9 protein-coding genes are annotated in these 13,343 nt (G+C 74.1%); 3 read left to right on the top strand and 6 right to left on the bottom strand.

Annotated elements, in window-relative coordinates; genetic code table 11:
• Positions 1-69: 69 nt before the first annotated feature.
• Positions 70-474: a nitroreductase family deazaflavin-dependent oxidoreductase gene (locus ACFMQL_RS01190; RefSeq protein WP_364066341.1), complete on the bottom strand. Its 405-nt coding sequence runs from the start codon at positions 472-474 to the stop codon at positions 70-72.
• Positions 475-581: 107 nt separating this feature from the next.
• On the opposite strand from ACFMQL_RS01190, the gene ACFMQL_RS01185 reads away from it, so the two are divergent.
• Complete coding sequence (locus ACFMQL_RS01185; protein WP_378784210.1) at positions 582-7,628, top strand: CHAT domain-containing protein; 7,047 nt, start codon at positions 582-584, stop codon at positions 7,626-7,628.
• A 113-nt stretch (positions 7,629-7,741) separates the two neighbouring features.
• On the opposite strand, the gene ACFMQL_RS01180 is transcribed toward ACFMQL_RS01185, so the two are convergent.
• The 5 genes from ACFMQL_RS01180 to ACFMQL_RS01160 all read right to left on the bottom strand — a co-directional run bounded on the left by ACFMQL_RS01180 (position 7,742) and on the right by ACFMQL_RS01160 (position 12,158).
• Positions 7,742-8,188, bottom strand: a complete 447-nt coding sequence (locus ACFMQL_RS01180; RefSeq protein WP_378784209.1) for a hypothetical protein — start codon at positions 8,186-8,188, stop codon at positions 7,742-7,744.
• A gap of 111 nt (positions 8,189-8,299) precedes the next feature.
• The gene (locus ACFMQL_RS01175; protein ID WP_378784207.1) at positions 8,300-8,848 is read right to left on the bottom strand and encodes a GNAT family N-acetyltransferase; all 549 of its coding nucleotides are present in this window, start codon (positions 8,846-8,848) and stop codon (positions 8,300-8,302) included.
• 43 nt (positions 8,849-8,891) lie between these two features.
• Complete coding sequence (locus tag ACFMQL_RS01170; protein ID WP_364066332.1) at positions 8,892-9,599, bottom strand: hypothetical protein; 708 nt, start codon at positions 9,597-9,599, stop codon at positions 8,892-8,894.
• Between the two features lie 162 nt (positions 9,600-9,761).
• Complete coding sequence (locus tag ACFMQL_RS01165; protein WP_378784204.1) at positions 9,762-10,694, bottom strand: SPFH domain-containing protein; 933 nt, start codon at positions 10,692-10,694, stop codon at positions 9,762-9,764.
• 132 nt (positions 10,695-10,826) lie between these two features.
• On the bottom strand, positions 10,827-12,158 hold the full coding sequence (locus ACFMQL_RS01160) for an MFS transporter (protein WP_378784201.1): 1,332 nt from the start codon (positions 12,156-12,158) through the stop codon (positions 10,827-10,829).
• A 103-nt stretch (positions 12,159-12,261) separates the two neighbouring features.
• Here ACFMQL_RS01160 and ACFMQL_RS01155 point away from each other — a divergent pair, with 103 nt between their 5' ends.
• Complete coding sequence (locus ACFMQL_RS01155) at positions 12,262-12,933, top strand: GntR family transcriptional regulator (RefSeq protein WP_364066325.1); 672 nt, start codon at positions 12,262-12,264, stop codon at positions 12,931-12,933.
• Between the two features lie 11 nt (positions 12,934-12,944).
• Positions 12,945-13,304 carry a DUF2203 domain-containing protein gene (locus ACFMQL_RS01150; RefSeq protein WP_364066323.1) on the top strand — a complete coding sequence of 120 codons (360 nt, stop codon included), beginning with the start codon at positions 12,945-12,947 and terminating at the stop codon, positions 13,302-13,304.
• Positions 13,305-13,343 lie beyond the last annotated feature (39 nt).

The following is a 13,343-nucleotide window of genomic DNA, read 5'->3' as shown; positions in this document are numbered from 1 at the left end:
TCGTGTCCTGGCGGCGGCGTGTCGAGGGGGCCTCGCCGTGGCGAGACCCCCTGGCCGGGCGTGGGAGCGTCAGTTGACGCGTTCGAGCACGACGACCGGAATCTCCCGGTCCGTCTTCTGCTGGTACTCGTCGTAGTCGGGCCACGTCCTGACCATCGTCCGCCACATCTCGGGCTTCTCCGAGGGCTCGGCCGTACGCGCGCGGGCGCGGAACCTGTCGGCCTTGACCTGCACCTCCACCTCGGGCTCCGCGAGCAGGTTCTTGTACCACAGCGGATGGTCGGGAGCGCCGCCTTTCGACGCCACGACCAGGTAGTCGTCGCCGAAGCGCTGGTAGATGAGCGGAGTGGTGACGAGCTTGCCGGACTTGCGGCCCTTCGTGGTCAGCAGGAGGACGGTGGTGTTGTTCCAGTCGTGGCCCTCGGCACCATCCGTCTCCTGGTACCGCCGCACGTGTTCCTTGCCGTAGAGCATGCGACGCCTCTACCCATCACGCGCGCCGCCTCACAGCGCCATCGCCCGTCCGGCCCGTCCGGCCCGTCCGGCTGTACGCGGCGGCACGTCGATGAGAGTCTTTGCCCATGACCGATCCGGCCGGGGCGCTGGCAGCCCGCATCGAGCGGTTCGAGCAGGCCGCGGATCCCGAGCTGATCTGGGATCCCGAGGCGCTGTCCGAGGCCGAGCAGGCGATGCTGGCCTGCGCGGGAGACCGGTCCGACGCGGCCACCTGGCGGCTCATCGGCATGCTGCACCTGGCCCGCTACCGGCTCGACCCGCGCACCACCCGCGACGCCGCCGTGGCGGGCGCGTTCTTCGCCGCCGTCGCCGTCGCGGACCCCGGCAGGCTGCAGGAGAAGCTCCGTGGCACGAACCTCCCGCCCGGCGAGTCGGCGGGCACCTGGGCGGGGCTGGTCGAAGAGGTGTGCCGGCACGTCGACCCCGGCGCGTACCGGCATGTCGGGCTGCTCATCCACGCGCTGGTCCGCCGCGCGATGGCCGATCCGATCGCGGAGGTGTCCGAGCGGCTCGGCGAGTTCCTGCTGCAGGAGTCCGTACGATCGTCCGACCCGTCGTGGGCGCCCGGCGCGCTGGGGCCGCTCGGCGCCGGGCTGCTGCGCCTGTACGAGGCCACCGGCGAGCGCGAGGTCATCGACGACGCCGTCCACGTGCTGCTGCGGGCCGCGCTCGGCGAGCCCGCCTACACCCGCGACCTGGCCGCCGCGCTCGCCCTCGCCGCGCCCGGCGACGACGAGCTGGCCCGCGCGTACCTGGCGGCGGCCGAGTCCGGCCCTGGCGACCCCGACCGGTCGCGAGCGCTCCTTGAGCTGGTCGAGCTGATGCGGGCGCGCTCGGTCGCCTCCTGCGCCGACGACGACCTGCTCGCGTTCATCCGGGTCGGGCAGTGCGCGCTGGACTTCTGGCACGAGCGGTGGGCCCATCCGGGGGTGCTGGCGCCGTACGCGTCGGGCCTGATCGAGTGGTACGTCGTCACCGGCGACGAACGCTCGCTCGAAGCCGGCATGGAGATGCTCGACGCGCTGCGCGTCACCCCCGACGAGGACGTGCGCGAGCTGCCCGACCCGCTCGTCCGGCTCCGCCTGCTCGGCGACCGCCGGATGCGCCGCTACGACGTCACCGGCGACCCCGCCGACCTGGAGTCCGCCGTCGAGGCCAGGCGCGAGGCCGTCGGCCAGGTCCCCGACGGGCATCCCGCCAGGGCCGCGCTGCTCGCCTCGCTCGCCGGCGCCCTGCTCAGGCTGGCCGCCGCGACCGGCGGCGACCCCGCCGAGCCCATCGCCGCCGCCCGCGCCGCCCTGGCCGCCCACGGCGAACACGACCCCGCCAGGCCCGACGTGCTGCTGCTGCTCGGCCAGGCCCTGACGCTACGCCTCACGTCCTCGTCCGCTGGGCCCGCTCGGCCTGGCGAGCCCTTGTCTTCCGGCGCTTGCGACGGGCCCGCGCCTTCGGGTGGGGTCGCGTCTTCGAGGGGATTCGCTTCCTCCGGCGGGGCGGACTCTTCGGGTGCGCCGTCCTCTTCGGGCGGGCCGTCCTCTTCGAGTGGGCCGGCTCCTTCCGATGGCTCGTTGCCGTCGGCCGGTGACGCCGACGAGGCCATCGCGGCGTTACGCGAGGCGCTCGCAGCCGAGGAACGGCTCGCCGGGCGGGTCGAGGCGTACGGGCTGATGTCGGAGGTGCTGCGCTGGCGTGCCGCCCGAGCCGACGGCGACCGGCGCGCCGCCGACCTGCGCGAGGCCGTACAGGCCGCCCGGCGGGCCGTGGAACTGGCCGCGAAGGACGCGCGCGGCCAGGCCGGAGCACGGCGCGCGCTGGAGGAGGCGCTGCTGGCGCGCTACACCGCGTACGGCGACCCCCGCGACCTCACAGAAGCGCTGTCGCTGGAGGCCGAGCACCTCGCCCCGGCCCCTGCATCGGACGCGCCCAGGGACACCGCTGAGGCCACCGGCGGCGATGCCGCCCAGGACACCGCCGGGCCCGCCGGTGGAGCCACCGCGCCGGGCACCGCCCGGGATGCCGCAGGAAGGCCCGCGCCGGAGAGCACACCCGGCTCGGCCCTTGAGGACGCCGACGACGCCGACGACAACGAGAACACCCTCGACGCCGTGCTGAAGAGCGTGGTGGACCGGGCGGCCGAGGTGGACGAGCAGCTTGCGGCCGCCGCGACCGAGCTGGCGCTGCGCACGCCGAGCGAGGATCGGGCGCTCACGCTGCTCCAGGTGGCCGAGCGGCGGGCGGCGAGCGCGGCCGAGCGCGGCGAGTTCCTCTCCGAGGCCGCGTCGCGGCTGATCGAGGCTGGGCGGACGGGCGTCGCAGGGCGCGTACTTGAGCGGGCGGCGCAGGCGTTCGAGGCGGCGGGTGAACGTTCGCGCGCCGCCGACGCGCTGACCCGGCTGGCACGGCTCTCCGCACCGGCCGCGCCGGAGCGGGCGTTGGCGGCGTACGAGCGGGCGGCCGCCGCACACCACGACCTCGGCGACCCCAGCGCGGAGGCGCGCGAGCTCACCGGCATGGGTCTGCTGCACCTCGCCTCCGGCGACCCCGCCCGCGCGGCCGAGCTCCATCTGCGGGCCGCCGCCCTGTGCGAGCAGGCCGGGCTGCCCGCCGACGAGGCCGTTCACCAGCGGCACGCCGCGCAGGCGCAGCTCGCCGCCGGAGACCCGGACGCCGCCGTCGCCTGCGCAGCGCGTGCCCGCGACCTGCACCACCACCTCGACGAACCCGTGCCCGCCGCGCTCGCCCTCGTCATCGCCGCCCGCGCGGCGCTCGACCAGGGCGACCTCACCGCCTCAGGCGAACGCATCACCGCCTGCGCCATCGAGCTGGAGGCCGCAGGGGCCTGGGAGGAGGCGTGCCGGGTGCTCGACGCGCACGCCGTCCTGCTCGCCGGACGCGGACACCCCGGGCAGGCCGCCGCCTGCGAGACCCGGCTCGTCGAGGTCGTACGTCGGCACGGGCTGCGGCGCGAGCCCGCCGACGAGTGGTACCGCATCGCCCAGCGCCGCCGCGCCCGGGGCGACGCCGCCGGTGCCCGGGTCGCCTTCGAGCTGGCCGGACGCGAGTACGACGCGCTCGGCAACCCCGACGGGGCCGCGTCCGTGCGCTACAACTTGGGCGTCCTGGCGTACGGGGAGGGCGAGGCCGGGCAGGCGATGGAGGCGTTCGGGGCGGCGGCCGAGACGTTCGCGCAGCTGGACGACCCGGTCAAGGAATCCATCGCGCTGACCATGCGGGCCGCCTGCCTGACCGCGCTCGGGTCGCCGGACGACGCCCTGATCGACCTCGACCGCGCCCTCGAAGCGGCGGGCTCGGATCGGTACGCGCTGCTCATCGCCACCCTCGGGCGCGCGGCCGCGGACGTCGAGCTGGGCGATCTCCAGCAGGCCCGGGAACGGCTCCGCGCGGCCCTCCCGCTCGCGGGTGACGACCGGGTGGCCGAGGGCGTCGTACGGGACCGGCTGGCCGCGCTGCACGGGCTCGCCGGTGAGCTCGACGCCCAGGTGCCGGACCTCGAGGCGGCGCTGTCCGCCTTCCGCGACGCCGGCCGGCCTTGGCTCGCCGCCCTCACCGCCGTCAAGCTGGGTTTCGCGCTGGAGGCCCGCGGCGAGCTCCGCCGTGCCCGCCACATCCTCGAAACCGCTCTCACCACCCTCCAGCCCGCCCCCACCACACCGCTGCCCGGCGAGGAGCTTTCTTTGAAGACGGCGGTGAGCGATCGGACGGCGGCACCTCAGGACCGATCGGTGGGCGCACAGGCGGCTGCCGCTGCAAGCGAAGCCCGGGTCGAGGAAGGCGCCGGCCCAGGCTCCGAGTCCGGCCGCGCCCCGATGGCCGACTCCGCGGAGCGTCCGGCGAGCCTCCCCTTCGGTGCGCAAGGGCCGGGCTCTGCCGGCTCCTCGCCGGATGGAGCCGCCGCCGACGCTCCCGGAGCCGGCCGGACCGGCAGGCTCCTGGGCGGGCCTGCCGGTGTTTCCGGGGCCGGTCGGGTCGGCGGGCCGTTGGGCGGGCCCGCCGGTGTTCCCGGGAGCGGCCGAGCCGGCGGGCAACGAGGCGGTTTCACCCGCGGCTTGACGGCTGTCCCCGGCGACCGCCACGCAGGCGCGCCGACGAGCGGTCCAGCGGGCAGCACGGCGAGCGGCGGCGGTGCCGGGAGCGGCTCGGTGGGTGATGCTGCGGGCGGCTGGATGAGCGGCTCCGTCACCAGCGGCGCCGTCAGCAGCGGCTCCGTCAGCAGCGGCGCCGTCAGCAGCGGCGCCGTCAGCAGCGCCGCGGGCGGCCTTGCGGGCGGTTACGCGGGTGGGGCTTCGGGCGGCTCTGCGGGTGGGGCCGTGGAGGAGGCGCCGTTCGAGCTGATCGCCGTCATGCACACCGACCTCGACGCCGCGGCCCTGTCCCGCCTGGCCGCTCTCCACTTGACGCTCGGCGACCTCACCAGCGGCCGGGCCGCCCTCGCGTCCCTGCGTGCGGGCGGGCGCTGGGGTGACGCGGTCGCCCGGCTGGAGCTCTGGCTCCGGCTGGCGGAAGCGGAAGCAGCCGGCGACTTCGCCCAGGCCCGCGACCTCGCCACCCAAGCCCTCGCCTCCACCCTGGGCGCGCCTGCCGGCGGCGCCGCTTCGCCGGGTGCTTCCGGGGGCGACACAGCCGTGCTGAGTGCCTTTGAGGGCGTCACAGCTGTGCCGGGTGCTTCTGAGAGTGTCACAGCTGTGCCGGGTGCCTTTGAGTGCGACGCAGCCGCGCCGAATGCCTCTGCGGGCGTCACAGCCGCGCCGGGTGCCTCTGCGGGCGACGGAGCCGCGTTGAGCGCGCTCACTGCGGCGGGGGAGCGGTCGTACTTGCTGGCCAGGCTCTCGTTCTACTGCCGGGCTCTCGGGGACCTGCCGGCCGCCTACGCGTACGCCGCCCAAGGGTGCGAGTTGGGCGACGAACGGGTCAGCGAGCACCTGCGGAACCTGGGGGCGGCGGCTCTGGAGCTGGGCCGGGTGGAGGAGGCGATCACGCACCTCGGCGCGGCGGCCGAGCGAGCTCGCGAGGCCTCGCCGATTCAGCTTGCCGGGTCTCTCGCGCTGCTGGGCGATGCGTGCAGTGACGCGGCACGGTGGTCGGAGGCCGCGCAGGCGTACGAGGAGGGGCTGGCCCTGACCGCGCCCGCCGTGTGGCGGCCGCTCCGCATCCCCCTCCTGGCCGGTCGCGCCGCCCTCCATCTCAGGCTCGGCGAACTGGACGCGGCCACCGCCCGCTACCGCGAGGCCATCGCGCTCGGCGAGGAGCTGGCCCGCCACGGCGGCCTCGCCACCGCGTACGCCGACCTGGCACTCGTACACGAGCTTCGCGGCGACCCGGCGGGAGCCCGTCCACTCGCCGAGCGTGCGCTCGACCTCGCACGCGCCCACAACGATGCCCGCGGCACCGTGCTCGCGCTGATCGCGCTCGCCCGCCTGGGCACCACCGAAGCCCGCAGGTGGCTGGAGGAGGCGGCGGAGCTGGCGCGGGAGGCCGGGTACCGGGCGGGAGAGGCGGTCGCGCAGCGGCACCTGGCGGCGCTCGACCTGGCCGAAGGTGCGCACGACCGGGCCCGCCACCGCCTCCGTACGGCCATCGACGTGCTGGCCGGCCTGGGCCACGACCTGGAGCTCCGCGAGGCGCACCACCTGAGCTCCGTCGCCGCCGAGCACCGGGGCGACCTCCCCGCGGCGCTGGACGACGCAGAACGCGCCTGCGCGCTCGGCCACGCCCCCGCACGCGACCGCGCGCTGCGCCTGGCCGTCAGCCTGGGACGGGGAGCCGCGGCGTGGACGTACGCCGAACAGGCCAGGCTCGCCGTCCTGGCCGCGCAGCTCGGCGACCGCCCCTGGCCGCCACCCCCCGGCGTCCCCGCCGACCTCCTGCAAGCCGAAGACGAGGCTCTGACCGCCGTGAGCACGCTCACGTCGGCCGCCGCCCGCACCCGCGACCCGGACAGGGCCGCCCGCCTCGTCCAGCGTGCCCGCACGGCCCTGGCCGGCCTCGAAGGCGTCTGGCAGCGCATGCGGCCCTCGGCACCCCACCACGTCGCCTTACGCCGCCACGCCCGAAGCCCCCAGAAGCACGTGACCGGCCCGCTGAAACACGGGGCCGAAGGGCCGGTGGGGATGCTCGCCTTCCACCTGGACCAGGCCGCCGGCACCACCACCGTGCTGGCCCACCGTACGGGCTGGCCGGAGCCGCGCGCCTTCACCACAGACGTCGGCCGGGAGCTGCTCGACGACTTCCTGCACGCCACGTACGCCCCCAGACCCGGCCTCCTGGACATCGAGGCCCGCCGCCGCCGCGCCGACGCCTGGCGCCGCCTCGGAGACGGCCTGCTGGCCGACGCCCTGCCCGCCCTGGACGGCCAGGCCGGCGACCTCGCCAGGCTGCACCTGCTGCCCGGCGCGGGCTGGCACGGCGTCCCGCTGCACGCGCTCGCACTCTCGGGCGGTCGCCCGCTCATCGAGCGCTGCCCCGTCACCTACGACACCGTCACGAGCGCGGACGGCGGGGGGGCACCGGCGCGGCGCGGCGCGCCCCTGGTGGTCGGCTTCAGCACGGACGGCGGCGAGCGCCCGGCGGTGGAGGAGTCGGGGGCGCTGCTCGGCACGCTCCCCGTCACCGGCAGGGACGCCGTCTCGGCCCGCCTGCCCGGCGTCCGGCCCGTGCTGCACCTGGCCACCCCGGTGGTGCTGGACGAGCGGGACCCGTTCGGCTCGGGCGTCCGGCTGGCCGACGGCCTGCTCACCGCCCGCCACCTGATGACCATGAACGTGGCGGCGGACCTCGTCATGCTCACCCCGCACACCGCGACGGTCATGACCGGCACGGCAACGGCCGTGGCCGCGCTGGCGCACGCCTTCCTGCGCGCGGGGGCGCGCCGGGTGCTGCTCACGCTGTGGCCGGTCGCCCCGGAGATCACCGCCGCCCTCGTGCGCGACCTGCTCTCACGGGTGCGCACCGGCGACGACCCTGCCGAGGCACTGCGCGCCGCCGTGCTGGGGCTGCGCGAGCTCTACGGCCCCGCCGAGCCCGACCTGTGGGCGTCGTACGTGCTCATCGGCCCGCCGGACGGCCCGCCCATCCGCCTGACCGGCCCAAGGTGACCGAAGCCACGTGGCCGGGCGCGAGGTGACCGAGCCACGCCGTGCGTGACCGAGACCACATGACCTGCCGTGAGGTGATCGAAGCCCCGCGCCCCGGCACGAGGCGACCCGGGCTAGAGGTAGGACCGGGTGGCGCTGGCCAGCTCGACCGCCCCGTCGCGGGTGTCGACGTAGATCGCGGTCTCCGGGGTGCGCTCGCGCACGTCCTGGTCGCGGATCGCGAACACGGCGGGCGGCACGCCCACGTCGCCGTACCGCGCGGTGACGGCGGCCCCGATCGCCCGCCGCACGTCGGACACCACCTCGCGCGATTCCTGCCCGGCGCCGGAGGCCGCGAGGTAGCCGAGCATGCCGGCGAAGCGCGGCTCGGTCTCGGCCGGCGGCCGCTGCCCCGGCAGCACGGGACGGTCGAGCCAGAACACGTTGCCCGCCAGGAACGCGGGATAGCCGTCGCCGAGCGTGCGCGCGGTCTCGGCGAGCAGCTCGCCGAACTCGGCCAGGTCCGCCCCGGGCGGCAGGTCCGTGGTGACGAACAGGGGCACGATCAGCGAGTCGAGCATGTGACTATCCCTCCGTGAGGTGCCTCATCGTAGGATGCCCGACCGACAATCCCAGCGCCCGCAACTCCGCGCGGGCTTGACCCGGCGGCGGTGGAACGCGGGGAATGAGGATCAGCGCTCGACCCACTCGTCTTCGAGCGCGGAGTGCACGATGGAGTCGCGCCAGCCCTGCGGCGTGTGCAGGTGGTGGCGGATGCGGCCCTCCTCGACCATGCCGGCGGTGAGCATGGCGAGCTGGGCGGGCAGGTTGGCGGGGGAGCGGGCGCCCCAGATACGGTGCAGGCCGAGCCGCCCGAACCCGAACGACAGCAGCAGGCGCACGAGGTCGGTGCCGATGCCGCGCCCCCACTGCCCGGGATGGAGGCCGAACCCGATCTCGGCGCTGTGCGGCAGCTCGGCCTCGATGCGCAGCCGCGCGACCCCGACCACGTCGCGGTGCCGGGCGTCGAGCACGGCGAGCAGATAGAGCAGGCGCGGCTCGGCCGCGGCGGCCTTCACGGCCTCGTCGACGAGGCCGGCCACCTCCTGGAGGGCGAGCGGCCCGAAGGGCATGTGCTGGGTGGCCGCGGGGTCGCCGTAGACGCCGTGGAGAGCGGCGACGTCCGCCTCCGTGACCTCACGGAGGCAGACGCGTTCGCCTTCGCAGACCACGCGGCGCATGCGCCGACGGTAACGCGAGTCCCGTGATCTTCACAAGCCCTTGTCAAGAGGCGAGTTGACTACCGTAAGCCCTTGCGACAAGTTCTGCGACGGCGCTGTGCGAGCCCAGCGGCTCGGCGTGACCGGCGTTGACCGCCGCCGCGGCCTGCTCGACCAGCGAGCGCGGCGCCTCGTGGCCGATCATGCAGGGCGCGATGGCCAGCCGCTCCGCGCCCGCGGCGCGCAGCCGCTGGGCCGCGACCGGCACACCGGGCTCGGCGTCCAGCGCCGCGGCGACCACCGGCAGCGTGAGCCTGGACGCGAGCAGCACCGCGGTCGCCTGCACGGCGTGCACGGCGCGTTCTCCGCCCACGGTGCCGAGGATCACGGCGTCGACGGGGCTGGAGACGTTGAGCAGGCGCACCCGGTCGGCTCTGGCCAGGCCGCGCTCGGCGAGCCGGATGTGCAGAGCCTCGGCGAGCAGCGGGTGCGGGCCGAGCGCGGGGGTGACGGCGGCGCTGGATCCGGCGGCGGCGACGGCCTTGCCGATCTCCGCGAGTACGACCGGATCATCCCAGGTGAGCAGCGGTACGACGACGGCGTCGCGGCCGGAGGGCAGGGAGTCTGCCAGGTCGCTCACGCTCGTCAGGAGCACCTCGATCTGGGGGTTGTCGACGCGTACCACGGCCGCGATCTCCTCGGCCACGCCTTCCGTCGGGCCCGGGGTGGCGAGCACGAGCACGGGGGCGTCGGGCGGCAAGGACGTAGGCACGGGACGGCGGTGACGACCACCGCCCGGCCGGCGGGAACGTTCTCGTACAGGCAGGCTCACAGGCGGGCAGTTTATGCGCATTCCGAAACGGTTGTTCGGTGAATCGATGGCGATACGGTCACAACCCCGTTGACATGGGCCCGATCCTGGTCCGCAGAGCACTCAGCGGGACGGTATGACGACCGACTGCGGGTTGCCGGGGGCGTAGACGGTGATGCCCTGCGGCAGCGCCTTCAGCTTCTCGATCTCGGCGCAGGAGGGGCACTTGTCGTAGCCGTCCTGGCGCGCCTTGTTCGCCTTGGCCTCCGCTTCGGCCTGGGCCACCTTCGCCTCCGCCTCGGAGACGGCCACCATGGCCGCGAGCGACTCGTTCACCGCCTGCTGCACCTCGCCGGGCAGCGTCACATGCGCCAGCGTGAAGCGCATGTCGGTGAAGAACTCGCCGCCGAGCGTGGCGGGCAGGTCGCGGGCCAGGGAGGCGTTGACCGCGTCCTGCACCCGCACGATGGCGGTGTTGCCGTCCTGCGGCTTGAGCGTGGCGTTCTCCAGCAGCCCGCAGGAGGGCACCAGCTCGGCGCAGCGCAGGGAGCCGATCTGGCTGCGCAGCGCGTTGTCGATCACGGGGCGGACGGCCTGGCCGAAGAAGGCGGACCAGCCCGCGTCGCCGTCCCACGCGTGGAGCGATTGGTCGTTCTGGGCACGGTAGGTGCGGGTGCCGTACTTGTCGTCGAACGTTTTCAGCGTCTCGTGGTCGAGGTTGAGCGTGAAGTAGAAGGTGCCCTCGATGCCGAGGTTCACGCCGTCGCTGCTCGGCACCGTCACCACGTCCACGCCCAGCGCCGTGGCCCGCTTGGCGTCCGCGGTGATCGTGTAGAAGCGCTGCTGGGCCGGATAGGAGTGGACGGAGGACCACAGGCCGGTCCAGGTCAGCCCCGACCCGGGGTCGATGACCTGGCGGACCCGGTTGTCATCGAGCGGGCCTCCGTCGCGGACGACGGCCACCTCGCCGCCGTCCGTGCTCCTCAAGCCCAGCACGCTCCCGACGAGCAGCGGGAACACGATGAGTGCTGTGATGACGGCTAAGGCGGTTCTCATGGGGCCCCTTCCCGCGGGCGGCGTCGGCAGCCGCCGCCCGCTGCTTCCGCGGCATTTCCTGCGATGGTGCTCCGTGGTGCTGCTCGTCGTGCTTCGTGGTGTTTCGTGTCTGGTACGTGCCCCGGCCGGCCGTCAGGCGAACGGCCCCACCGGCCGGGCCTTAGGGGCGCCCTCGTCCTCGGGCACGGCGACCAGGTCGAGGTCGCGGGTCTCGGGAGCGATGGCCAGGCCCACGGCGGTCACGGCCAGGGCGACGACCACGTACGCGGAGACCGCGATCGTGGACTGGAACGACTCGTACAGCTGCAGGGCGATGATCGGGGCGAGCGCGCCGCCGACGACGCCCGCCACCTGGTAGCCCATGGAGGCGCCGCTGTAGCGCAGCCGCGTGCTGAACAGCTCGGCGATGAACGCGGCCTGCGGGCCGTACATCGCGGCGTGGGTCACCAGCGCCACCACGGCGGCCAGCGCGATCAGCGGGAACGAGCCGGTGTCGAGCAGCGGGAAGAAGGCGAACACCCACACCGCCGCGCCGACCACGCCGGCCAGGTAGACCGGGCGGCGGCCGTACCGGTCGGACAGGGCGCCCGCCAGCGGGATCAGCACGAGCTGCAGGGCCGAGCCGATGAGCACGGCGTTCAGCGCGTACGAGCGCGGCAGCTCCAGCGTCCCGGTGATGTAGACGATGATGTACGCGGTGAACGTGTAGAACGCGACGTCCACCCCGATACGCGCGGTGAAGGCCGACAGCAGCGCCCTCGGGTGCGTCCGCAGCACCTCGAGCAGCGGCATCTTGGCCTTCGCGCCCCGCTGCTCGACCTCGGCGAAGAGCGGCGACTCGGTGATCTTCAGCCGGACCCACATGCCGACGAAGACCAGCGCGCCCGACAGCAGGAACGGCACCCGCCACCCCCACGACAGGAACGCCGCGTCCGACATCGTGAACGACATGATCGTCAGCAGGCCGGTGGCCAGCACGTAACCGGCGGGCACGCCGACCTGCGGCCAGCTCGCGTTGAAGCCCCGACGGCGGCCGTCGCCGTGCTCCAGCGACATGATGACCGCGCCGCCCCACTCGCCGCCGAGACCCAGCCCCTGCACGAACCGCAGCAGCGCGAGCAGGATCGGCGCCAGCACGCCGACGGCGGCGTAGCCGGGCAGCACGCCGATGAGGAACGTCGAGACGCCCATCATCAGGAGCGTCACCACCAGCACGGTCTTGCGGCCGACCCGGTCGCCGAAGTGGCCGAACACCACCCCGCCGAGCGGCCTGGCGACGAACGCGACCGCGTTGGTGGTCAGCGAGGCCAGGACCGCCGTGAACGGATCGAGCGACGGGAAGAACAGCTTGGGGAAGACCAGGGTCGCCGCGGTGGTGTACAGGAAGAAGTCGTACCACTCCAGCGACGTGCCGATCAGGCTGGCGAGGATCACCCGCCGGGTCTGTTGCGTGGAGCCTGACATCGGATCGCTCCTTGAATCGATTGGGGGATAGTCTTCAACGTAAGGATCGTTCAACAATTCGACAAGAGGTTTGCTCCATGATTATCTGTTGAATGTGGATAACGTGGTCGCTGATCTCTCTCAGGACCGGCCCCGCCTGGGACGCAGCAGCACGGCCGAGCGGGTGGCCGACATCCTGCGTGACCGCATCAGCGAGGGCTTCTTCCAGCCCGGCCAGCGGCTGTCGGAGGAGTCGATCTCCGAGGCGCTCGGCGTCTCGCGCAACACGCTGCGCGAGGCGTTCCGGCTGCTCGGCCACGAGCGGCTGCTGGAGCACCGGCTCAACAGGGGCGTGTTCGTCCGCCTGCCGTCCGCCGAGGACGTCTCCGACCTCTATCGCGTGCGCCGCGTGCTCGAAGGCGCCGCCGTGCGCCGCCCGCCGTCCGACCACGCGCTGGCCCTGATCAAGGAGGCTTTGCAGGACGCCGAGCGCGCCGCCGCGGAGGACGACTGGCAGGGCGTCGGCACCGCCAACATCCGCTTCCACCAGGCGCTGGTCTCGCTCAACGAGAGCCCCAGGATCGACGAGGCGATGCGCCAGCTCTTCGCCGAGCTGCGGCTCGTCTTCCACGTCATGGAGAACCCGCGCGCCTTCCACGAGCCGTTCATCGAGCGCAACCACGCGCTGCTCGGGCTCATCGAGTCGGGCAAGCCCGACGAGGCCGCCGCCTATCTCGACGACTACCTCGACCATGCGGAACGCCTGCTGATCCACGCCTACGAGCCCACTCGGTAACGTTGTCGGCCATGGACCGGCTCTTCACCGTGGACGAGGCCCGCCTGCTGCTCCCCGGCGTCATGAAGGACGCCGCCGAAGTGATCGCCGCCCGCGCCGACATGGCCGAGATCGACTTCGCCCGCCGCTCCGGCGGCCGGTCCGAGCTGGGCGGCCTGCCCGAGCTCAAAGGGCTCCAGGCGCGCATCGACGAGATCATCACCGAGTGGAGCCGGCAGGGCATCGAGGTCAAGGGCATCGCGCCCGTGCTCATCGACTTCCCGGCCGTGCTCGACGGCGTGTCCGTACGGCTGTGCTGGATCGAAGGGGAGCGGCAGCTCGGCTGGTACCACCGTACGGAGCTCGGCTTCGCCGGCCGCCGCCCCCTGTGACCGGCGCGGCCGCTCCGCCGCCCTACTCGAAAGGATGTT

The organism is Nonomuraea fastidiosa, from assembly GCF_042751225.1.
GTDB lineage: Bacteria > Actinomycetota > Actinomycetes > Streptosporangiales > Streptosporangiaceae > Nonomuraea > Nonomuraea fastidiosa.
The sequence above is the reverse complement of the archived record's forward strand: the minus strand, read 5'-3'. Positions and strand labels throughout refer to the sequence as shown.

What these genes read in the sequence shown, in the direction of transcription:
- ACFMQL_RS01150 (WP_364066323.1), top strand. Translation starts at nt 12,945, where the DNA reads ATGGACCGGCTCTTCACCGTGGACGAGGCCCGCCTGCTGCTCCCCGGC.
- ACFMQL_RS01180 (WP_378784209.1), bottom strand. Translation starts at nt 8,188, where the DNA reads ATGCTCGACTCGCTGATCGTGCCCCTGTTCGTCACCACGGACCTGCCG.
- ACFMQL_RS01175 (WP_378784207.1), bottom strand. Translation starts at nt 8,848, where the DNA reads ATGCGCCGCGTGGTCTGCGAAGGCGAACGCGTCTGCCTCCGTGAGGTC.
- ACFMQL_RS01165 (WP_378784204.1), bottom strand. Translation starts at nt 10,694, where the DNA reads ATGAGAACCGCCTTAGCCGTCATCACAGCACTCATCGTGTTCCCGCTG.
- ACFMQL_RS01160 (WP_378784201.1), bottom strand. Translation starts at nt 12,158, where the DNA reads ATGTCAGGCTCCACGCAACAGACCCGGCGGGTGATCCTCGCCAGCCTG.
- ACFMQL_RS01190 (WP_364066341.1), bottom strand. Translation starts at nt 474, where the DNA reads ATGCTCTACGGCAAGGAACACGTGCGGCGGTACCAGGAGACGGATGGT.
- ACFMQL_RS01185 (WP_378784210.1), top strand. Translation starts at nt 582, where the DNA reads ATGACCGATCCGGCCGGGGCGCTGGCAGCCCGCATCGAGCGGTTCGAG.